Below are 20,199 nucleotides of genomic sequence, written 5' to 3'. Positions count from 1 at the left end.
TGCCGCGAGCGGGGAAAAGCGTCCATCATCGGAGCAGTTGATCTCAAGGAGAGTGCCGGATGATGAAGGGGATCATTCTCGCGGGCGGGAACGGAACGCGATTACACCCCCTGTCGCTGGTCGGGTCGAAACAGCTCGCCCCGGTCTACGACAAACCGATGGTCTACTATCCGCTGTCCATGCTGATGCTGGCCGGGATCTCCGATGTCCTGATCATTTCCCGGCCCGCCGAGGTGCCGCTGTTCCGCCGGCTGTTCGGCGACGGCGAGCGGCTCGGGATGTCCATCGGGTACGCCGCCCAGGACGAGCCGCGCGGGATCGCCGACGCCTTCCGGATCGGCGCCGACCACATCGGCGGCGAGGACAACGCGCTCATCCTCGGCGACAACCTCTTCCACGGCGCGAACCTCCCGACGCTCCTGCGCGACAGCGCGCGGAGGCTGCGGGGCTGCGTGCTGTTCGGCCACCGGGTCGCCGATCCCGAGCAGTTCGGGGTCGCCGAGGTGGACGCGCGGGGGCGGCTCGTCGCGATCGAGGAGAAGCCGGCGGTCCCCCGCTCCAACCTGGCCGTCCCCGGCCTGTACTTCTTCGACGGCGGGGTCGTGGACGTCGCCAAGCGGCTCGTCCCCTCCGCGCGCGGCGAACTGGAGATCACCGACGTGCTCGGCGCCTACCTGGCCGAGGGCCGCGCGGACCTGGTCCGGCTGGGCCGCGGGATCACCTGGCTGGACACCGGGACCCACGAGTCGCTGCTGGAGGCGGCGCTGTTCGTCCGCGACGCGCAGCGGCGCCAGAACACCCGGATCGGGTGCGTCGAGGAGGTCGCGCTGTACATGGGCTTCATCGACGCCGAGCACTGCCACCGGATGGGGGAGGAGATGGCCAACTCGCCGTACGGCCGGTACCTGATGGACTGCGCCCGTTCCTACAGCGGGCCGCCCGCGCCGGCCCCCTGGGAGGGCACGCCGTGAACCTCCTCGTCACCGGCGCGGCCGGTTTCATCGGCTCCGCCTACGTGCGGATGCTGCTCGGCGACGGCCCGGCCGCGGGCCCGGAGATCACCCGGATCACCGTCCTGGACAAGCTCACCTACGCCGGGTCGCCGGACAACCTCGACCTCGCCGACGCGCGGCTGCGGTTCGTCCGCGGCGACATCTGCGACGCGGGCCTCGTGGACGCGCTGACCGCCGGCGCCGACCAGGTCGTGCACTTCGCCGCCGAGTCCCACGTGGACCGCTCGATCGAGGCGGCGGCCGACTTCGTGCGCACCAACGTGCTGGGCACCCAGACGCTGCTGGACGCGGCGGTGCGGCACGGGGTGGACCGCTTCGTGCACGTGTCCACCGACGAGGTGTACGGGTCGGTGGAGACCGGCGCGCGCGCCGAGACCGACCCGCTCGCCCCCAGCTCCCCCTATGCCGCGTCCAAGGCGTCCTCGGACCTGGTCGCCCTGGCCTACCACCGCACCCACGGCCTGGACGTCCGCGTCACCCGGTGCACCAACAACTACGGGCCCCGGCAGTTCCCCGAGAAGATCATCCCGCTGTTCGTCACGAACCTGCTCGACGGCCGCGAGGTCCCGCTGTACGGCGACGGGCGGAACCGGCGCGACTGGCTGCACGTCGAGGACCACTGCCTCGGCGTCGACCTCGCGCGCGCGCAGGGGCGGCCGGGCGAGGTCTACAACCTCGGCGGCGGGACGGAGCTGACGAACCGGCGGCTCACCGACCTGCTGCTGGCCGCCTGCGGCGCCCCGGCGGACCTCGTCCGGTACGTGGAGGACCGCAAGGGCCACGACCTGCGCTACGCCGTCCGGGACGACAAGGCCCGCGCCGAGCTGGGGTACCGCCCCCGGCACGGCCTGGAGCGCGGCCTGGCCGAGACCGTCGAGTGGTACCGGCGCAACCGCGACTGGTGGGAGCCGCTCAGGCGGCGCGGGGCGGCGGCGCGGGCCGGCCGCTAGCGGGCTCGCGCGGCCAGCGCGTTCAGGCACGTGAGCAGCGTGCGCGCGTGGACGTTGACGTAGTGGCCGTGCCGCGCCATCTCGGCGAGCTGGCCGTGCGAGACCCACCGGAAGCCGAACGGCGGCGCGAGCGGCGCCATCGACTCGTCGGCGTCGATCACCATGTACCGGCTCACCGCGTTCAGGAACCGGCCGCCCTCCTCCGACTGGAGCACCGAGTAGCGGACCAGGTCCGGCCGGACGCCGGACACGACGTCCAGGAAGGGCGGGTGCTTCTCGGGGGGCAGGTGCGCGTGGTTCTCCGGGATGGTCTGGACGGTCGGGCCGAACTCCACCGTGTCCAGGAACCCGGCCTCCGCGCGGGCCCGGACGAGGATGTGCGGCACGCCCTCGATCTCGCGGGTCAGGAAGGCCACCACCCCCTCGCCGCGCGGCTCGAACAGCGGCTGCGTCCACTGCGCCACCTCGCGGTTGCCCGCCTGCACCGCCACCGCGACGACGCTGAAGTAGCGTCCGCGCTCGTGGTCGATCGAGGCCGCGCCGCGCGTCCAGCCCGAGGCGCTCCGCAGCGGGATCCGCTCGGTCCGCACGAAGTGCGCCGACCGCATGGCGGCCAGCCACGACAGCAGCTCGGTGTCGGAGTGCAGGGCGCGGGGCGTCACGTCGGCGGGCAGGCTCGCGAGGACGGACCGCGAGTCCATGTTGACGAGGTTGTCGTAGCGCAGCAGCTCGGCGATCTGGCCGAGCGTCAGCCAGCGGAAGTCCTCGTGCGGCGGGACGTCGCCGGAGACCTCGACGACCATGTTGCGGTTGCGCTTGCGGTAGAACCAGGACCCGTGCTCGGACTGGAGGACGTCCGACAGCACCCGGTGGCCCTCCGCCTGGGTGAAGTACTCCAGGTACCGGACGGCCGCCCCCTGGTGCACCCCCGTGTAGTTGCTGCGGGTCGCCTGGACGCTCGGGGACAGCTGTAACAGGTTCGGGTTGCCGGGCTCCATCTTGGCCTGGACCAGGAAGTGCAGGACGCCGTCGAACTCCTTGGCCATGATGCCGAGGATGCCGATCTCCGGCTGGCCGATGATCGGCTGGTGCCAGGTCGCGGTGGGCGGGTCGCCCACCGCCACCCGCAGGCCGCCGACGGAGAAGAACCGGCCGCTGCGGTGCACCAGGTCGCCGGTGTCGTCGCGGAAGTACCAGCCGTCCAGGCCGCCGAAGGGGATGCGGTCCACCGCGAAGCGGGTGGCGGCGCGGCGCCGGGCGAACCAGGCGTGGAAGTCCTCCAGGCTCCCCGACACGCCGTGCCGGGCGGCGGCCGACCTGGCCAGCCGGGCGGGCAGACGCTGGTCGTCCCGCGGCCGGGTCAGCGCGATCTGAGCGGTCATCTCCGTTCCTTTCGGGCGGCCCGCGAGGCGCGGCGGCGGCGCCGCCGCGCGAGACTGAGGAATTGAGCCGCCCAGCGAAGCTCGCGGAACGAAAATCTCCTTCACCCGTTGGATTGTTCCCGATATTCCTAAAGCCTCGCTAATGGCCTCGGGCCGCCCGGGGGAACCCCACTCCGCCACCCCGACGAAACTAGGGGGAAGGTGCGCCGCGAATTAGGGGATACCGCACTGCGCCGACGTCGAATAAATTGGGATACCCGAGCCCCGGTAGCCCAATCAGGTAGCCAGGCAGCGGACTTAAAATCCGTCAAGTGTGGGTTCGACTCCCACCCGGGGTACGACGCTCTAACCAAGCCAGAGCCCTTCGAGGTCCGTGTGATGCAGAACCGATTTGAGGTCGAAGCGCTTGACCTTGAGCTTGCGGTAGATCCGGGTCAGGTGCTGCTCGACCGTGCTGATCGTGATGGAGAGCTTCTCGGAGATCTCCCGGTTGGTGTGCCCGGCGGCGGCCAGCGCGGCGACCTTGCGCTCCGCGCCGCTGAGCGCGGCCATGATCCGGGCGGGCGGGAGCCCCTGGGAGGCGGGCCGCGCCGCCGGCCGCTCGCTCCACGCGTCGGCGGCCTGGACGGGGGCCCGGCACTCGCGGGCCAGCGCGGTGGCGCGCCGGGCCAGCGACCGGGCCTCCACGGGGTCGCCGAGCGCCTCCACGGCACGGCTCAGGTCCATGACGGCGTAGGCCAGCCCGAGCCGGTCGCCGCAGACCTGGAACAGGTCCACCGCCTCCCGGAGCCGCGCGGCGCGCGTCTCCGGATCGCGCGTCGCGGCCTGCGAGCGCAGCGTCAGCGCCCGCGCCCGCCGGTGCCCGGGCCGCAGCAGCGCCGCCTGCTCGTCCGCCAGGGCCCTGGCCTTCCTGGGCTTGCCCAGCGACCGGTACGCCTCGGCCGCCCCGGAGCGCCACGGCTCCACCGCCGGGAGGTCGATCCCCCAGTCCCGCATCAGCTTCCCGCAGGCGAAGAAGTCGGAGAGCGCGGCGTGGGAGCGGCCGGTGGCCAGGTGGTAGCGGCCGCGCGCGGCCAGGTAGTGCACGCCCATCCGGGTCCGGAACATCGCCTCGGGCACGGGGACGTCGAGCGAGGCCCTCGCCCGCGCCGGATCGCCCATGGCGGTCGCGGCCAGCACCCGGACGGCCAGCGGCAGCCCCACCGCCACGCCCCAGCCCTCCGCGGAGATCAGGCGCAGCGCGGTCTCGGCGTGCCCGTCGGCCTCGGCCAGGCGCCCCTGCCTGAGCGAGATCAGGGCGCGCTGCGCCGACAGCAGCGCGTGCCAGGTGGGGCTGCGCCGCTCCGTCGCCTCGGCGAGCAGCGCGTCGCACCAGAAGGACGCCGTGTCCAGCCGGTCGTTGTAGACGAGGACGGCCAGCGCCGCCGTGAGCGGGGCGAGCGTCCGGGGGTTGAGCCTGGAGCGTTGCAGGATGCCCTCGGCGTCGGCCAGCGCCGACGGCTCGTTCCCGTGCGCCAGTTCCATCGCGAGGCGGCCTACGCTCTGCAGGTCCGGGTTCAGCGGCACGGGGACGCAGTCGGGTTCGAGGCACGTGGACGCGCCGCCGCCCTCCACCGCGCCGCCCCCTACCGCACCGCCCTCCACCGCGCCGCACTCCATCGGGCCGGTCTGGAACACCCCCGGATACAGGTAGGCCGCCCACAGCCGTGACGTGGCGAGCCCGCCCAGGCTCTCGGCGGTCTCGCCGCCCGCGGGCGGGCCGCCGGTCAGGTCGGCGGCCTCCTCCAGGCGCCCGTGCCAGAGCAGGTAGGGCGTCGTCGTGGTGAGGGCCGCGTTGAGGCGGGCGCCGCACGACTCCCCCGCGCCGGACGTGTCGAACTCGTGCAGCCGCCGCAGCACGGTGGCCGGGTCGACACGCCATTCGGCGTCCACGAGCATGGACACGATCCGCGGGCGCTGCCGCTCCTCGCAGATCTCGTAGGCGACGCGCAGGTAGTCGATGCCGGTGCCGACCTCGTCGTGGGCCAGGGCGTGCTCGGCGGCCTCGCGCAGGATCGGGACGGCCCAGGGCTCCTCCAGGCGCTCGGCCGCCACGATGTGGTCGGCCACGTCCCGGGCGGGCGCCCCCTCGTTGTGCAGCAGCTGGGCCATGCGCCGGTGCAGGGCGCGGCGCGCCGTGGGCGACCCGCCGAGCACGGCGTTCTGGAACATCCGGTGCCGGAACCGGCCGTCGACGAGGATCTCCGCCAGCGTCAGCGCCGCGACGGCCTGGTGGGCCGTCCCGACGTCCGTGCCGAGCAGGCGGCCCAGCACCGAGGGCGGCACGGGCCTGCCCAGCAGGGCGATCGCGCGGGCGAACTCGATGACCGGCGGGTCGTACTGGAGGAGCAGCCGCTGCACCGCCCGGCGGAACGACTCCCCGGCCTCGCCCCCCTCGGGGAACACCTGCGGGCCGCCGCCGCACAGGTCGTCGATGAGCGCCCGGACCAGCATCGGGTACCCGGCGCTCGCCTCGTGGAAGGCCGGGGCCAGGTCGTGCGCGGCCTGCTCGTCCAGGTGCGCGGCGAGCATCTGGACGACGCCCGCCTTGGACAGCGGCGCGAGCCGGATCTGCCGGAAGGACGGCTCGCGGAGGAACTCGCTCCGCAGCAGGGTGTTCGCCGCGTCCAGCCCGGTGCCCTCGGTGAACACGACGTGGAGGCGCTCGGACCGCAGGCGGCGCACCAGGTACAGCAGGCACCGCAGCGACGGCTCGTCGGCGTGCTGCATGTCGCCCACGGCGATCACGAGGGGCCGCTGGTCGAGCAGGTCGCGCAGCAGCTGCCAGAGCCCGCGCAGGACGGACGCGGGGACCTGGCCGGCGGGCGCCGTCCCCCTGCCGGAGAGGCTGCCGGCGGCCTGGTCCAGCCAGTTCGCCGCGCCCGCCGCACCGGCCGGGGGAAGGTCCGGACTGTGGAACAGCTGCTCCAGGACGCCGAACGGGACGTGGCGCTCGACCCGTGAGGCCACCCCGTACAGGGAGAGGGCCCCGGCCTCCCTGGCGCGGTCCACGTAGGCCCGCAGCAGGGTGGTCTTGCCGGTGGCTATGCCGCCGGTTATCACCAGGCCCCGGCTGCCCGTTCCGCGCGATCCCTTCACCATATTTTCGATGGCCGCGAGCCCGCATTCCCTTTCCACTAAAACCACACCGATCCCCCAAACAGTCGGCAGCGACCGCCCGTCGAATAATGACATCCTGACCGTCACACTGACAAGGAGCGGCCTGTCCGCAAATGCTTTCGGACTGTGATCAACTCGCCCGCGACCTGGTGAACCACCCGACCGGGCTCCGCGATATAGCCGGCCGGTGATTCTTTATTTACCCGGGACGGCGCGCGGCGGCGCCCACTTCCACGGGAAAACAAATTGACGGCGCGTCCGATTCCCTATGGCGCGGGACCGGCCGCCTCGGCCCGGCCCCGGCGCCGCTAGGACGCGGCGCGAAGATCGAGTCCGGCGTCGGCGGTGAAGATCGCCCGCTGCAGATCCTGGAGTGCCTGGCACGGTTCGAGCCCCAGCTCCTCCATGAGCATGCTGCGCGCGGACTGGTACACCGAGAGCGCCTCCGCCTGCCGGTCGGATCGGTAGAGGGCCAGCATGAGCTGCGCGTAGTACGCCTCGCGCAGGGGGTTCTCGCTGACCAGCAGGTGCAGCCGCCCGATCAGCTCGCGGTGCCGGCCGAGCCGCAGGTAGGTGTCGGCGAGCGCCTCCAGGCACTCCAGCCGCAGCTCGGTCATCCACGTCACGAAGCCCTCGATGATCGGGCCGCCGCGCAGGTCGCCCAGGACGGGCCCCCGCCACAGGTTCAGCGCGCCCTCCAGGCAGGCCACGGCCTCCTCGTCGCGCCGCTCCCGCATGAGGGCGCGGCCGCGCTCCACCGCCTCCAGGAACAGCCGGAAGTCGATCTCGTCGTCCTCGGTGTTCAGCTCGTACCCCGACATCCGGGTGAGCAGCGGGTTCGCCGTCCGGCCCGGCCGGTTGAGGAGCTTGCGCACCTGGGAGACGTACACGTGCAGCCCCGCCGTCGCGCGCCTGGGCGGCGCGTCGGCCCAGATCTCGGTGATGAGCTGGTCGGAGGCGACCACCCGGTCGCACCGGACGACCAGCGCGGCGAGCACCGTCTCGATCTTCCGGGCGCTGATGGTGAAGGAGTCCTCCCCGTCGATCACGCGCAAGGGGCCGAGGACCTCGTACATCATGATGTTCTCCCTCCTGGTGGACCGTCGCGGGAGCACAGCCGTCCCGGCGCCCCCGCCTACCGCTGCCCGCCGGACCCCGCCCTCGGGTGGACCGGCGCTCGTGCACCATGTGAACGCTCGTGAACCGGATGAAGTGGTCGTGGACCGCGTCGCGCGGACGCCGCGAATTCGGGAGCCGACCAAACTATGGGGACGAGCGAATATCTGAGATCGGACCGTTCCGGGCCTCCCCGGCAACGTCTTCGATAATGCGTTGGTCCGCACCGGTTTGGTACCCGTACTTTTACCCTTATCCGCGCCTCCCCGAAGTCAGGGGCATACCCCCTATCCGGCCCACCCCGCCCCGCACGCGCCGCCGATCTCCTGATGGCGGCCGCGGACCCCTGCGGCGCGCCGGCCGCAGCGCCACTCCGAACACCCAAGAACCGCTTTAGAGGGCGCGTCCACAATGGCACGGGGACACGCATGATCCCGCCTCGGGCGTCATCACCGATCTGAGGGAGTCATGGAAGACCACCAGTCTCGCGAGAGCGCGACAAACGGGAATGCCGGGACGAAACGAACGGTGCTCGCCGAGCCGCGCGGGTTCTGCGCCGGAGTGGTGCGGGCGATCGCGATGGTCGAGCGGGCGCTCGACATCCACGGGCCGCCGGTCTACGTGCGCAAGGAGATCGTCCACAACCGGCACGTCGTGGCGGGACTGCGCCGCCGGGGCGCGCGGTTCGTGGACTCGGAGGAGGACGTGCCGGAGGGCGCCGTCTGCGTCTTCTCCGCGCACGGCGTCTCCCCGCTCGTCCGCGCCAACGCCGCCGGCCGCGGCCTGCGGGTGATCGACGCGACCTGCCCGCTGGTGTCGAGGGTCCACCAGCACGCCCGGCGCGGGGCGCGGGACGGGCGGCTGGTGCTGCTCGTCGGGCACGCCGACCACGAGGAGACCCAGGGCACCCGCGGCGAGGCGCCGGACCGCACGATCGTGATCGAGACCGCGGCCGACGTCGACCGGCTGGACCTGCCCGCCGACACCCCGGTCACCTACCTGACGCAGACGACCCTGTCGGTGGACGAGACGGCCGGGGTGATCGAGCGGATCAGGGCCCGGTTCACCGACGTCGCCGCGCCGGGCGCCGACACCATCTGCTACGCGAGCCAGAACCGGCAGAACGGCGTCAAGTCGCTGGCGCGCCGGTGCGACCTCATCCTCGTGGTGGGGGCGCGCAACTCCAGCAACTCGCTGCGCATGGTGGACGTCGCCCGCGAGGCCGGGACCCGCGCGCACCTCGTGCCCGACGTCTCGGAGTTCGACGAGGCGTGGCTGCGCGGCGCGACCTCGGTCGGCGTCAGCTCCGGCGCGAGCGTGCCGGACGTCCTCGTCGAGCGGCTGGTGGACCGGCTCGCCGCGCTCGGCTACGGCGACATCACCACCGACGTCACCTCGGTGGAGGACGTGGACTTCGCGATGCCCTCGTCCCTGGCGGCCGGCCCCGGCCGGGCCGGCGGCGGGACCGGCACCGCCCAACGAGACCGCGCGTGAGCACACAGGAGTGAACCTTGGCTGACATCGGACCGGAACCCGGCCGGGGCGGCGGCACGCCGTTACTCGACCGCGTTCACCGCCCCGCCGACCTGCGGGGCCTGGACGGGAGCACGCTGGCGGCCCTGGCCGCGGAGATCCGGGAGTTCCTGATCGCCGAGGTCTCGCGCAGCGGCGGGCACCTCGGCCCCAACCTCGGCGCCGTCGAGCTCACGATCGCCCTGCACCGGGTGTTCGAGTCGCCGCGCGACCGGATCCTGTGGGACACCGGGCACCAGGCGTACGTGCACAAGCTGCTGACCGGCCGCAAGGACTTCTCCCGGCTGCGGGCCAAGGGCGGCCTGTCGGGCTACCCCTCGCGCGCCGAGTCCGAGCACGACCTCATCGAGAACTCGCACGCCTCCACCGCGCTCGGCTGGGCCGACGGGCTCGCCAAGGCCTACCGGCTGGCCGGGCGCACCGACCGCAGGGTCGTCGCCGTCGTCGGCGACGGCGCGCTGACCGGCGGCATGGTGTGGGAGGGGCTGAACAGCCTCGTCGACCAGGACCTGCGGGTCGTGGTGGTGGTCAACGACAACGGCCGCTCCTACGCCCCGACCCGGGGCGGGCTCGCCCGGCACCTGTCGGCGCGGCGCACCGCGGGCGGCTACGAGCGGATGCTCGCGCGGGCCAAGCGGCTGCGCGAGGTCCCGGTGGCGGGCGCGCCGCTGTACGGCGCGCTGCACGGGGTGAAGGCCGGGATCAAGGACGTGCTCGCCCCGCAGGGCCTGTTCCAGGACCTCGGGGTGAAGTACGTCGGCCCGGTCGACGGGCACGACATCGCCGCGACCGAGGAGGCGCTGCGGCAGGCCGCCCGCTTCGACGGGCCCGTGGTGGTGCACTGCGTCACCCGCAAGGGCAACGGCTTCGCGGCGGCCGAGCAGGACGAGCTGGACCAGATGCACGTCGTCCGGCCCCGCTCCGCGGACGGCGCCCCGCCCCCGGCGGACTGGACGTCGGTCTTCGCCGAGGAGATGGTCCGCATCGGGGCCGAGCGTCCCGAGGTGGTGGCCGTCACCGCCGCCATGCTGGAGCCGGTCGGCCTCCAGGCGTTCGCCGAGCGCTACCCGGACCGGGTGTTCGACGTCGGGATCGCCGAGCAGCACGCGGTCACCTCGGCGGCGGGCCTGTCCGCGGGCGGCGCGCACCCGGTCGTCGCGCTGTACGCCACGTTCCTCAACCGCGCGTTCGACCAGGTCCTCATGGACGTCGCCCTGCACGGGTGCGGTGTCACCTTCGCGCTCGACCGGGCGGGGGTGACCGGCTCGGACGGCCCGAGCCACAACGGCATGTGGGACCTGTCGATGCTGCAACTGGTGCCGGGGATGCGGATCGCGGCGCCGCGCGACGGCGCCCGGCTGCGCGCCCAGCTCCGCGAGGCGGTCGCCGTGGAGGGCGGCCCGACGGCCGTCCGGTACCCCAAGGGGCCCGTCGCGGCGGACATCGAGCCGGTCGGCAGGGCCGGGGCGGCCGAGATCCTGGCCCTGCCGGACGGCCCCGGCGACGTCCTCATCGTGGCGGTGGGCCCGATGGCGGCGGCCGCGCTGGGCGCGGCCGGCAAGCTCGCCGCCGAGGGCGTCGCCGCGACCGTCGTGGACCCGTGCTGGGTGAAGCCGCTCGACGCCGGGCTGCTGACGCTGGCGGAGGCGCACGAGCTGATCGTCACCGTGGAGGACAACGGCCGGGTGGCCGGGGTCGGCGCCGCGCTCGCGCAGGCGATGCGGGACGCCGGGATCCACCGCCCGCTGCGCCAGGCGGCCCTGCCCCAGGAGTTCCTGGCGCAGGCGGGCCGCGGCGAGGTGCTGGAGCAGGCGGGCCTGACCGCCCAGGGCATCGCCCGGGACGTGACGGACGCGCTGGCCCGGCTCCGCGCGACCGACCAGGAGGAGGAGATCCTATGAAGGGCACCGTCTTAGGCATGCCGCAGGTTCCGCCGGCGCGGCTGGCGGCGCGCCGCCGAACGCGGCAGGTGCGGGTCGGAGGCGTGCCGGTCGGCGGGGACGCCCCCGTGTCGGTGCAGTCGATGACCACGACCCCCACCGCCGACGTCAACGCGACGCTCCAGCAGATCGCGGAGCTGACGGCGGCGGGCTGCCAGATCGTCCGGGTCGCGGTGCCGTCGCAGGACGACGCCGACGCGCTGCCCGCGATCGCGCGGCGGTCGCGGATCCCGGTGATCGCCGACATCCACTTCCAGCCCAAGTACGTGTTCGCCGCGATCGACGCGGGCTGCGCCGCCGTCCGGGTGAACCCGGGCAACATCAAGAGGTTCGACGACAGGGTCGGTGAGATCGCCCGTGCGGCCGAGGACGCCGGGGTCCCGATCCGGATCGGTGTGAACGCGGGCTCGCTCGACAGGCGGCTGCTGGAGAAGCACGGCAAGGCCACGCCCGAGGCGCTGGTGGAGTCGGCGCTGTGGGAGTGCTCGCTGTTCGAGGAGCACGGCTTCCGCGACATCAAGATCTCCGTCAAGCACCACGACCCGGTCGTGATGGTCTCGGCGTACCGGCTGCTGTCGCGGCGGTGCGACTACCCGCTGCACCTGGGCGTCACCGAGGCCGGGCCGAGGTTCCAGGGCACGATCAAGTCGGCCACCGCGTTCGGCGCGCTGCTGGCCGAGGGGATCGGCGACACGATCCGGGTGTCGCTGTCGGCGCCGCCGGTCGAGGAGGTCAAGGTCGGCCTCCAGATCCTGGAGTCGCTGAACCTCCGCGAGCGCGGGCTGGAGATCGTGTCCTGCCCGTCCTGCGGGCGGGCGCAGGTGGACGTCTACAAGATGGCGGAGGAGGTCTCCGCCGCCCTGGAGGGCATGGACGTCCCGCTGCGGGTCGCCGTCATGGGCTGCGTGGTGAACGGCCCGGGCGAGGCCCGCGAGGCCGACCTCGGCGTGGCCTCCGGCAACGGCAAGGGGCAGATCTTCGTCCGGGGCCGGGTCGTCCGGACGGTCCCGGAGTCGCGGATCCCCGAAACGCTGATCGACGAGGCGCTCAAGCTGGCGGAGGAGATGGGACACGCCGTTCCCGAGGTGTGAGCCCGGCAGGACGCGACGGTCCGTGCCCCCCCACGCGACCGCCCACATCGACGCTTGGAAGGAGAGGACCGCCATGACCGTGTCAGGGCAGGAGATCTCGGTCGGCGCGCAGGCGCTGACCGCGCGCCAGACCGAGGTGGTCCGGCTCGCGGCGCTGGGCCTGACCGCGAAGGAGACCGCGCGCGAGCTGGGCATCTCCAAGAACACCGTGGACGAGCACCTGAGCGAGGCGCGGCGGCGCGTCGGAGCCGTCACCAAGTCCCACCTGGTCGGCTGGGCGGTCGCCGCCGGGCTCGTCTCGGGCTAGCCGGCCCGGCCGTCCCGACGCCGTGGCGACCCCCTTCCCGAAAGCGAGGAGACATGACCGCTGAACACGCCGACCGTTCCGGCTACACCACCCCGGCGGCGGTGCGCGAGCTGTGGCGGCAGGCGCCGGTGCGCGCGTTCACGACCGAGTCCGGGGAGCGGCGCTGGCTGGTCACCGGGATGGAGCAGGTGCGCGCCGTCATGGCCGACCCGCGGTTCAGCCGCGCCGAGGCGCGCCGGCTCGGCGCGGCGATCGGCCCGGCGGCCGTCTTCCGCAACACCGGGATCAACGACCTCGACCCGCCCGAGCACACCCGGTTGCGCCGCCTCGTGGCGGGGGCGTTCAGCGCGCGCCGGATCCGCGCCCTGCGGCCGCGCGTCCAGCAGATCACCGACGAGCTGATCGCGCCGCTGGTGGCCGCCGGGCCGCCCGCCGACCTGGCCGCCGGGCTGTGCTACCCGCTGCCGGTCACCGTGATCTGCGAGATCCTCGGCGTCCCGGACGCGGACCGGGAGCGGTTCCGGGGCTGGGCGGAGCGCGTGGTGTCCACGAGCGCCTACCCGCCCGAGGAGGCGCTCGCCGCCCTCAAGGGGATGGTCGGCTACATGGAAGGACTGGTCGAGGCCAAGCGCCGCGACCCCGACGAGAGCCTGCTCCAGGACCTGATCACCGCCCGCGACGAGCGGGACCGGCTGAGCGAGGACGAGCTGGTGACGCTCGGCTGCGGGCTGCTGCTGGCCGGCGGCGAGTCCACCGCGACCATGCTGGGCAAGGGGCTCGTCGCGCTGATGGACAACCCCGGCCAGCTCGCGCTGCTGCGCGCCGACCCGTCGCTCGTGCCGTCCGCCGTGGACGAGGTGCTGCGGTACGCGACGCTGGGCGTGCACCCCTACGGCGGCCACATCCGCGCGACCGTCGGCGACGTCGACCTCGACGGGACGACCATCCCCGCGCACTCGGTGGTCCACGCCTGCCTCCCGGCCGCCAACCTGGACCCGGAGGCGTTCCCCGATCCCGACCGGTTCGACGTCACCCGCGAGGGCGCCGCCGACCACGTCGCGTTCGGGTACGCGATGCACCGCTGCCTGGGAGCCCAGCTCGCCAAGCTGGAGCTGGAGGTGGCGATCGGCGCCGTGCTCGCCGCGTTCCCCGGGCTGCGGCTCACCGTGCCCGTGGAGGACGTCCCCTACAAGCACGGCTTCCTCATCACCGGGCTGCGGGCGCTGCCCGTCACCTGGTGAACGCCCCGACGCGACCGGCGAGAGGTGATGGTCATGAAGGTTCTGGTGCTCGGCGGAACGCGCTATGTGGGACGCGCGGTCGTCGACGCGGCGCTGGCGCGCGGCGACGAGGTCACCGTCCTCAACCGCGGCGTCAGCCGTCCCGCCCCCGCGGGCGCGCTCCCCCTGGTCGCCGACCGGACCGACCCGCGCGCGCTGCGGCGCGCGCTCGGCGACCGGGAGTGGGACGCGGTCGTGGACACCTGGATGGGGGCGCCCCGCGTCGTCCGGGACACGTGCGCGCTGCTCGCCGGCCGCGCCCGGCACTTCGGGTTCGTGTCGAGCTGGGTGGTGTACGAGCGGCCGCTGCCCCCCGGCGCCGACGAGAGCGCCGCGGTGATCGGCGGTGATCCGGGCGACGAGGAGCACGGCTTCTACCCCACCGCCAAGCGCGGCGCCGAACTCGCCGCGCTGGAGGCGTTCGGGGACCACGCGCTGATCGCCCGCGCCGGGCCGACGCTCGGCCCGCGCGAGGACGTCGGGACGATGACCTGGTGGATGCGCCGGATCGAGCGCGGCGGCGCGATCCTCGCGCCCGGCGACCCGTCCGACCCGCTGCGCTACGTCGACGTCCGCGACCTCGCGAGCTGGATGCTGGACGCGGCGGACCGCGACGTCGGCGGCACGTTCACCACGCTGTCCCCGCGCGGAAGGCACACCATGGGCGAGTACCTGGACACGATGCGGGAGGTGGTCGGGTCCGACGCCGAGCTGGTCTGGGTCCCCGACGAGATGGTCGTGGCCGCGGGCATCCGCCCCTACCTCGACATCCCGATGTGGCTCCCGGCGTCCATGCGGGGCGGCATGCACGAGATCGACGCCTCCGCCGCCCGCCGCGCCGGGCTCGACACGGGCCGCCCGCTGCGCGACACGCTCGCCGACGGCTGGGCCTGGCTGCGCGCCGAGGGCGAGCCGCCGTGGCAGGACACCCACCGGTGGCTGGACCCGCATGTCGAGCGGCGCGTCCTCGACCAGGTCAGCCGGGCGGGCGGCGCGCAACCCCGATGAATGGGGGAAGATCCCGCGGCCTCCCGCGAAGCAAAATGACGGCGGGCCCCCGTCCTCACGAAATCCGTGTCCTCGAACCCGTGCTCTTCGAAGGAGGCTCCCGGCCGGTGGAGATCAAGGAGTTGGCGATCGCGGGCGCGTTCCGCATCACCCCGGAGAAGCACCGCGACCGCCGGGGGAGTTTCTTCGAGACGTTCCGGACCGCGGAGGTCGCCCGACTGACCGGCGTGCCCTTCCGCATCAGCCAGGGCAACATCACGGTCAACCGGCGCGGGACGATCCGCGGCGTGCACGGCACGCGGGCCGGGTCCGGGGAGGCCAAGCTGGTGAGCTGCGTGGCGGGGGCGGCGCTCGACGTCGTCGTCGACCTGCGGGTGGGGTCGCCCACCTTCGGGGCGTTCGACAGCACGGCCCTGACCGAGGAGTCCGGCGAGCTGGTGCTCCTCGCCGAGGGCCTCGGGCACGCCTACCACGCGCTCGCCGAGGGCACCCGGATGAGCTACCTGTGCGCGGAGCAGTTCGTCCCGGGCACCCAGATCGACGTGAACCCGCTGGACCCCGAGCTCGCCCTGCCCTGGGCGCTCGACGAGGAACCGATCCTCTCGGACAAGGACCGGGCCGCGCCTGGCCTGCGGGAGGCCGCCGCGGCCGGTCTGCTGCCGCGCTACGCCGGCCCCTCCGTACGGACATGACCGGCAAGGAAGCGAGGAAGACATGGTGATCTCCGAGTGCCGCATCTGCGGGAACGGCGAGCTGGTGCCGGTCCTCGACCTGGGGGTCCAGGCGATCACGAGCGTGTTCCCGCGCACGCCCGGCGATCCGGTCCCCCGGGTCCCGCTCGAACTGGTGAAGTGCGGTGCGGGCGGCTGCGGGCTCGTCCAGCTCCGGCACACGACCGACGCCGGGGCGATGTACACGACCGGCTCCTACGGCTACCGGTCGAGCATCCGGCCGTTCATGGTCGACCATCTGCGCGGGATCGTGCGCGGCGTCCTCGACCGCGTCGACCTCGTCCCCGGCGACCTCGTCGTGGACATCGGCAGCAACGACTCGACGCTGCTGCGCGCCTACCCGCGCGAAGGGATCGGGGAAGGGATCGGGCTGGTCGGCATCGACCCGACCGGCGAGCAGTTCCGGCCGCTGTACCCGGACGGGATCGACCTGATCCCCACCTACTTCTCCAGGGAGGCGTTCGCCGCCGAGTTCGGCGACCGCAAGGCGAAGGTGGTCACCTCCATCGCGATGTTCTACGACCTCCCCCGGCCGATGGACGTGATGCGGGACATCCACGACATCCTCGACGACGACGGGGTCTGGGTGTCCGAGCAGAGCTACCTGCCCTCGATGCTCGCCGACAACGCCTACGACGTCGTGTGCCACGAGCACCTGGAGTACTACGCGCTGCGCCAGTTCGAGTGGATGGCCGAACGCGTCGGGCTCACCGTCGTCGACGCGGAGATCACGCCGGTCTACGGCGGCAGCCTCAACCTGACGATGGCGAAGCGGGGCGGGCGCCACCGCACCGCCTCCCCCGCCGTCGCGGAGCTGCGCAGGCGGGAGAGCGCGCTGGAGCTGGAGGGCCTGCGCCCCTACGAGACGCTCGCGGCGACGGCGGCCCGGCAGCGGGCGGCGCTGCGGAGCTTCCTCGACGACTCGCGCGCGGCGGGCAGGCTGACGGTCGGCTACGGCGCCTCCACCAAGGGGAACGTCATCCTCCAGTACTGCGGCCTCACGCCCGACGACCTGCCCTGCATCGGCGAGTTCAACGCCGACAAGTCCGGCCGCTTCACGCCGGGGACGCACATCCCGATCGTGTCCGAGGAGGACGCGCACGCGCTGCGCCCCGACCAGCTGCTCGTGCTGCCGTGGACGTTCCGGGACGACTTCCTCTCGCGCGAGCAGGGGTATCTCGCGGGCGGCGGCAGGCTGGTCTTCCCGCTGCCGGAGATGCAGATCGTGCCCGGCGAGACGGTCGCCGTCTAGACAAGGAGTGATCGTGGTCCCCTCGTCCACGGACCGGCCGCTGGTCGTGGTGCTCGGCGCGTCCGGGTTCCTCGGCGGCGCGGTCGCCGCGGAGCTGGCCGGGCTCCCGGTGCGGCTGCGGCTCGTCTCCCGGGAGCGGCGGCTCCCGCTCCCGGACGCCTCGGCCGAGGTCCGCCTCGCCGACCTCACCGACCCGGCGGCGGTGCGCGACGCCGTGGCGGGGGCGGACGCCGTCGTCCACCTGGCGGCGCACATCCCCGGCGAGCGCTCGTGGCGGACGCCGGGGGCCGGGTCGGAGAGCCTGGGCACGGCCCTGCTCGACACGCTCGTGCAGGCGGTCCGCGCGGCCGGGGCGCCGCCGCCGGTCGTGGTGTTCGCCAGCACCCTCCAGCTGTCCGCCCCTCCGGGGACGCCGCTCAACGACTACGTGCGGCACAAGGCGGCGGCCGAGGAACTGCTGGCCAAGGCGACCGGGGACGGCGCGGTGCGCGGGATCGTGCTCCGCCCCGCCACGGTCTACGGGTGCGTCCCGCTCACCGGCGCGACGGGACGCGGCGTCGTCACCGCGATGGCCCGCAAGGCGCTCGCGGGCGAGCCGATCACCATGTGGCACGACGGCACGGTCGAGCGGGACCTGGTGCACGTCACCGACGCGGCGCGCGCCTTCGCCGCCGCGCTGCGCGCCCCCGAGGGCCTGGTCGGCGGCCGGTGGCCGGTGGGCACCGGCACGCCCGCGCGGCTCGGCGAGGTGTTCCGCGAGCTGGCCGCCCTGGTCGCCGCGCGGACGGGGCGTCCGCCCGTCCCCGTGGTCACCGTGCCGCCGCCGGACTGGGCCGACGCCGCCGACCTCGGGGACCTGCCCGCCGACCCGTCGGCCCTGATCGCGGCCACGGGCTGGCGACCGCGCGTCCGCCGGGCGGACGGTCTGGCAGGCGTGGTGGACGCCCTCACCCGGTGACCGACGCCGCTGAGCCCCCGCCCCTGACAGGGGTGGGGGCTCACCGGCGCGGGGCCGCTAGGCGAGGGCGGTGACGCGCGCGGCGACGTCGGCCGGGGCGGGCTGGGCCAGGACCTCGGTGCGCAGCTCGGCCGCGGCCTTGCGCGTCCGGTCGCCGGTCAGGACCTCCCCGACGGCGTCGGAGAGCGCGTCCGGGGTGAGGTCCAGCAGGTCGAGGGAGACGCCCGCGCCCGTGGCGGCCAGCCGCTCGCAGCAGGTCCGCGTGTCGAGGGTGGCGGTGAGCGTGAGCTGCGGGACGCCGTGGTAGGCGGCCGTCATGATCGTCCCGCCGCCGCCGTGGTGGACCGCCGCGTCGCAGGACGGCATGATCGCGTTCAGCGGGACGTTCTCGACCACGGTGACCTCCGGCGGCAGGTCCCGGGTCCAGCGCCGGTCGGCGCCGGTGACCGCGACGACGACCTCGGCGCCGTGCGCCCGGAGCGCCCCGACGACCTCGGCGACCGGGAAGGCCGCCATGCCCTCGCGGATGGCCAGCAGGGAGCCCCAGGTGACCAGGACCCGCCGTCCCCGCGGCGGCGCGAGGAGCGGGCGCGGCAGCACACCGCTCCCGTTGTAGGGGACGAAGCGGATCGGGATCCGCGACGGCGTCTCGGCGATCCCCATCGCCCCGAGCCAGGGGTCGACGGTCGCGACGGCGTTCTCGACCCGGGGTTCGCAGCCGTGCCGCGCGTACAGCCCGCGCAGCGCCTCGGGCCAGGCGGAGAGCGGGATCCCGCAGCCCGGATAGCCGTACTCGTGGGCGCGCAGCATGTCCGGGCCCCAGAGGTGGTGGACGAGCGGCGCGCCCGCCGCCGCGGCCGCGGGCGCCGCCGCGAGCACGAGCGGGTCCGCGACGACCAGGCCGGGCCGCCAGTCGCGGGCGAGGGCGACCAGGTCCCGCGCGGCCTCCGCCGCGAACCGGATCTGGGCGTCGATCATCGCCGCGTGCAGCGGGCCGGCGGGGGCGGCCGGGGTCGCGGCCGGGACGCGCGGCCGGTGCCGCGCGAGCTCGGCGGTCATGTCGAACGACTCGGCGATCGTGACCATCGGGACCCCGGACCCGGGGACGACCGAGCCGCCCCACGGCTGCGCGGCCACGCAGACCTCGTGGCCGGCGGTCCGGCAGGCCCAGATCAGCGGGACCATCGGGAAGTAGTGCGACGGCGCGGAAGCCGGAACGAACAGGACGCGCATCCGAAACCCCATCTCGCCAGCGGACGTGAGCGTGCGTCCACTCTGCCGACCCGCCCGGCCCGCGACCATCCCGGCTGATGGGGGTACTGGCCCGCCCCCGTCTGTGTTAACGCCGCCTCCCCTGGGTGGGCCCTTGACATAATGGGCACCCGCCCACCATAGTGGGCCGGTGCCCATTATGACTCGTCCCCAGCTGAAGTCCCTCCTCATCGCGGCATGCACGGCCGCCGCGGCGTTATCCACCCTGGTCACCGCCCCGCCCGCCGCCGCGGGCCACGGCCCGATCTGCGAGACCTACGAGCTGCCCGTCCGCCTCGCCGACCCCGGACCGGCCACCGAGACCATGGCGGGAGAGCTCTGCTACCCCGCCTACCGCCGCCCCAGCACCGTGCAGTTCCTCGTGCACGGCGGGTACTACAACCGCGCCTACTGGAACTTCCCGGTCGGCAACGGCTACTACTCCTACGTCCGCGCCGCGACCTCGGCCGGATACGCCACGTTCAACGTCGACCTCATCGGCTCGGGCGACAGCTCGCATCCGCAGAGCGGCCAGGTCACCTCCGAGGCCGGCGCCGTCGCGCTGCACGACGCCATCTCCGCGCTGCGCGCGGGCACCCTCGACGGGCACGGCTTCGGCAAGGTCCTCTGGGTCGGGCACGCGCTCGGCTCGTACTACGCCTGGAGCGAGATCCCCCGGTACGGCGACGTGGACGCGGCGATCCTGACCAGCTCGCTGCACGGCTTCAACGCCCAGCACGGCCAGATCGGGGCGGCCAACGCCTACCCGGCGCCCGACGACCCGAAGTTCGCGAACGCCGGCCTCGACCGGGGGTACATCACCACCAAGCCCGGCACGCGGGGCTCCATGTTCTACTACCCGGCCACGACCGACCCGGCGGTGGTGGCCAAGGACGAGCAGCTCAAGGACGTCTACCCGTCCGCGGCGATCGTCCCGCCGCGGATCCCCTACGGGATCCGGGTGCCGGTGCTCCTGGTCGGCGGCGCGGAGGACTGGCTGACCTGCCAGGGCGTCACCGTCTACGACTGCGGCGACCCCGCGAGCGTGCTGGCCTACGAGTCGCAGTTCTACCTGCCCGAGGCGAAGCTCAAGGTCTCGATGATCCCCTCGACCGGCCACGTCATGGGCCTCGCGACGACGGCGCCGCTCGTCTACTCCACCCTTCTGAACTGGGCGTCGAGCACCGTGGCGCCGAAGTAACCGACCGACCGGACACACGACAGAAAC

16 protein-coding genes and 1 tRNA gene are annotated in these 20,199 nt (G+C 73.7%); 13 read left to right on the top strand and 4 right to left on the bottom strand.

The genetic code is table 11. The features are described from left to right. Positions 1-62 precede the first annotated feature (62 nt). Both rfbA and rfbB read left to right on the top strand, forming a co-directional pair. Complete coding sequence (gene rfbA, locus KLI87_RS24575) at positions 63-971, top strand: glucose-1-phosphate thymidylyltransferase RfbA (RefSeq protein ID WP_214619107.1); 909 nt, start codon at positions 63-65, stop codon at positions 969-971. Then, the gene (gene rfbB / locus KLI87_RS24570) at positions 968-1,963 is read left to right on the top strand and encodes a dTDP-glucose 4,6-dehydratase (protein WP_214618858.1); all 996 of its coding nucleotides are present in this window, start codon (positions 968-970) and stop codon (positions 1,961-1,963) included. Before rfbA ends, rfbB begins: the two co-directional genes overlap by 4 nt. On the opposite strand, the gene KLI87_RS24565 is transcribed toward rfbB, so the two are convergent. Continuing rightward, positions 1,960-3,345: an NDP-hexose 2,3-dehydratase family protein gene (locus KLI87_RS24565; RefSeq protein WP_214618857.1), complete on the bottom strand. Its 1,386-nt coding sequence runs from the start codon at positions 3,343-3,345 to the stop codon at positions 1,960-1,962. The genes rfbB and KLI87_RS24565 overlap by 4 nt on opposite strands. Positions 3,346-3,606: 261 nt before the next feature. Here KLI87_RS24565 and KLI87_RS24560 point away from each other — a divergent pair. Beyond that, positions 3,607-3,683: transfer RNA gene (locus KLI87_RS24560), tRNA-Leu, on the top strand. Between the two features lie 7 nt (positions 3,684-3,690). Here the strand turns inward: KLI87_RS24560 and KLI87_RS24555 are convergent. Together KLI87_RS24555 and KLI87_RS24550 are read right to left on the bottom strand one after the other, a co-directional pair. Continuing rightward, on the bottom strand, positions 3,691-6,579 hold the full coding sequence (locus tag KLI87_RS24555; RefSeq protein ID WP_284734191.1) for a LuxR family transcriptional regulator: 2,889 nt from the start codon (positions 6,577-6,579) through the stop codon (positions 3,691-3,693). 233 nt (positions 6,580-6,812) lie between these two features. Continuing rightward, the gene (locus KLI87_RS24550; RefSeq protein WP_156215216.1) at positions 6,813-7,583 is read right to left on the bottom strand and encodes an AfsR/SARP family transcriptional regulator; all 771 of its coding nucleotides are present in this window, start codon (positions 7,581-7,583) and stop codon (positions 6,813-6,815) included. A 505-nt stretch (positions 7,584-8,088) separates the two neighbouring features. On the opposite strand from KLI87_RS24550, the gene ispH reads away from it, so the two are divergent. The 9 genes from ispH (at position 8,089) to KLI87_RS24505 (ending at position 17,720) form a co-directional block, all read left to right on the top strand. Further along, positions 8,089-9,114, top strand: a complete 1,026-nt coding sequence (ispH, locus tag KLI87_RS24545) for a 4-hydroxy-3-methylbut-2-enyl diphosphate reductase (protein ID WP_156215214.1) — start codon at positions 8,089-8,091, stop codon at positions 9,112-9,114. Between the two features lie 26 nt (positions 9,115-9,140). After that, positions 9,141-11,054, top strand: a complete 1,914-nt coding sequence (gene dxs / locus KLI87_RS24540) for a 1-deoxy-D-xylulose-5-phosphate synthase (RefSeq protein WP_214619106.1) — start codon at positions 9,141-9,143, stop codon at positions 11,052-11,054. Next, the gene (gene ispG, locus KLI87_RS24535; protein ID WP_214618855.1) at positions 11,051-12,184 is read left to right on the top strand and encodes a flavodoxin-dependent (E)-4-hydroxy-3-methylbut-2-enyl-diphosphate synthase; all 1,134 of its coding nucleotides are present in this window, start codon (positions 11,051-11,053) and stop codon (positions 12,182-12,184) included. The genes dxs and ispG overlap by 4 nt, the downstream gene beginning before the upstream one ends. A 73-nt stretch (positions 12,185-12,257) precedes the next feature. Further along, positions 12,258-12,491 (top strand): response regulator transcription factor, encoded by a 234-nt coding sequence (locus KLI87_RS24530; RefSeq protein WP_156215209.1) that lies wholly within the window; start codon positions 12,258-12,260, stop codon positions 12,489-12,491. 53 nt (positions 12,492-12,544) lie between these two features. Further along, positions 12,545-13,732: a cytochrome P450 gene (locus tag KLI87_RS24525; RefSeq protein WP_214618854.1), complete on the top strand. Its 1,188-nt coding sequence runs from the start codon at positions 12,545-12,547 to the stop codon at positions 13,730-13,732. Positions 13,733-13,765: 33 nt separating this feature from the next. Beyond that, on the top strand, positions 13,766-14,779 hold the full coding sequence (locus KLI87_RS24520; protein WP_214618853.1) for an NAD-dependent epimerase/dehydratase family protein: 1,014 nt from the start codon (positions 13,766-13,768) through the stop codon (positions 14,777-14,779). An 80-nt stretch (positions 14,780-14,859) separates the two neighbouring features. Next, on the top strand, positions 14,860-15,471 hold the full coding sequence (locus KLI87_RS24515; RefSeq protein ID WP_308166151.1) for a dTDP-4-dehydrorhamnose 3,5-epimerase: 612 nt from the start codon (positions 14,860-14,862) through the stop codon (positions 15,469-15,471). Between the two features lie 22 nt (positions 15,472-15,493). Then, positions 15,494-16,762 carry a class I SAM-dependent methyltransferase gene (locus tag KLI87_RS24510; RefSeq protein ID WP_214618852.1) on the top strand — a complete coding sequence of 423 codons (1,269 nt, stop codon included), beginning with the start codon at positions 15,494-15,496 and terminating at the stop codon, positions 16,760-16,762. A gap of 13 nt (positions 16,763-16,775) precedes the next feature. Further along, the gene (locus tag KLI87_RS24505) at positions 16,776-17,720 is read left to right on the top strand and encodes an NAD-dependent epimerase/dehydratase (RefSeq protein ID WP_308166150.1); all 945 of its coding nucleotides are present in this window, start codon (positions 16,776-16,778) and stop codon (positions 17,718-17,720) included. A 57-nt stretch (positions 17,721-17,777) separates the two neighbouring features. Here the strand turns inward: KLI87_RS24505 and KLI87_RS24500 are convergent, their stop codons facing one another. After that, positions 17,778-18,965: a nucleotide disphospho-sugar-binding domain-containing protein gene (locus tag KLI87_RS24500; RefSeq protein WP_214618850.1), complete on the bottom strand. Its 1,188-nt coding sequence runs from the start codon at positions 18,963-18,965 to the stop codon at positions 17,778-17,780. A 166-nt stretch (positions 18,966-19,131) separates the two neighbouring features. Between KLI87_RS24500 and KLI87_RS24495 the strand changes: the two genes are divergently transcribed. Continuing rightward, entirely contained in the window at positions 19,132-20,172 is a 1,041-nt protein-coding gene (locus KLI87_RS24495; protein WP_156215198.1) for an alpha/beta hydrolase, read from the top strand. Positions 20,173-20,199: the final 27 nt, after the last annotated feature.

The sequence above is a fragment of the Actinomadura sp. NEAU-AAG7 genome, from assembly GCF_018603865.1.
In the GTDB taxonomy this organism is placed as follows: domain Bacteria; phylum Actinomycetota; class Actinomycetes; order Streptosporangiales; family Streptosporangiaceae; genus Spirillospora; species Spirillospora litoris.
Note: the sequence above shows the minus strand (reverse complement) of the source record. Positions and strands in the feature narration are given on the sequence as shown.

What these genes read in the sequence shown, in the direction of transcription:
- rfbA (WP_214619107.1), top strand. Translation starts at nt 63, where the DNA reads ATGAAGGGGATCATTCTCGCGGGCGGGAACGGAACGCGATTACACCCC.
- KLI87_RS24565 (WP_214618857.1), bottom strand. Translation starts at nt 3,345, where the DNA reads ATGACCGCTCAGATCGCGCTGACCCGGCCGCGGGACGACCAGCGTCTG.
- KLI87_RS24555 (WP_284734191.1), bottom strand. Translation starts at nt 6,579, where the DNA reads ATGTCATTATTCGACGGGCGGTCGCTGCCGACTGTTTGGGGGATCGGT.
- KLI87_RS24550 (WP_156215216.1), bottom strand. Translation starts at nt 7,583, where the DNA reads ATGATGTACGAGGTCCTCGGCCCCTTGCGCGTGATCGACGGGGAGGAC.
- ispH (WP_156215214.1), top strand. Translation starts at nt 8,089, where the DNA reads ATGGAAGACCACCAGTCTCGCGAGAGCGCGACAAACGGGAATGCCGGG.
- ispG (WP_214618855.1), top strand. Translation starts at nt 11,051, where the DNA reads ATGAAGGGCACCGTCTTAGGCATGCCGCAGGTTCCGCCGGCGCGGCTG.
- KLI87_RS24530 (WP_156215209.1), top strand. Translation starts at nt 12,258, where the DNA reads ATGACCGTGTCAGGGCAGGAGATCTCGGTCGGCGCGCAGGCGCTGACC.
- KLI87_RS24525 (WP_214618854.1), top strand. Translation starts at nt 12,545, where the DNA reads ATGACCGCTGAACACGCCGACCGTTCCGGCTACACCACCCCGGCGGCG.
- KLI87_RS24520 (WP_214618853.1), top strand. Translation starts at nt 13,766, where the DNA reads ATGAAGGTTCTGGTGCTCGGCGGAACGCGCTATGTGGGACGCGCGGTC.
- KLI87_RS24510 (WP_214618852.1), top strand. Translation starts at nt 15,494, where the DNA reads ATGGTGATCTCCGAGTGCCGCATCTGCGGGAACGGCGAGCTGGTGCCG.
- KLI87_RS24500 (WP_214618850.1), bottom strand. Translation starts at nt 18,965, where the DNA reads ATGGGGTTTCGGATGCGCGTCCTGTTCGTTCCGGCTTCCGCGCCGTCG.
- KLI87_RS24495 (WP_156215198.1), top strand. Translation starts at nt 19,132, where the DNA reads ATGACTCGTCCCCAGCTGAAGTCCCTCCTCATCGCGGCATGCACGGCC.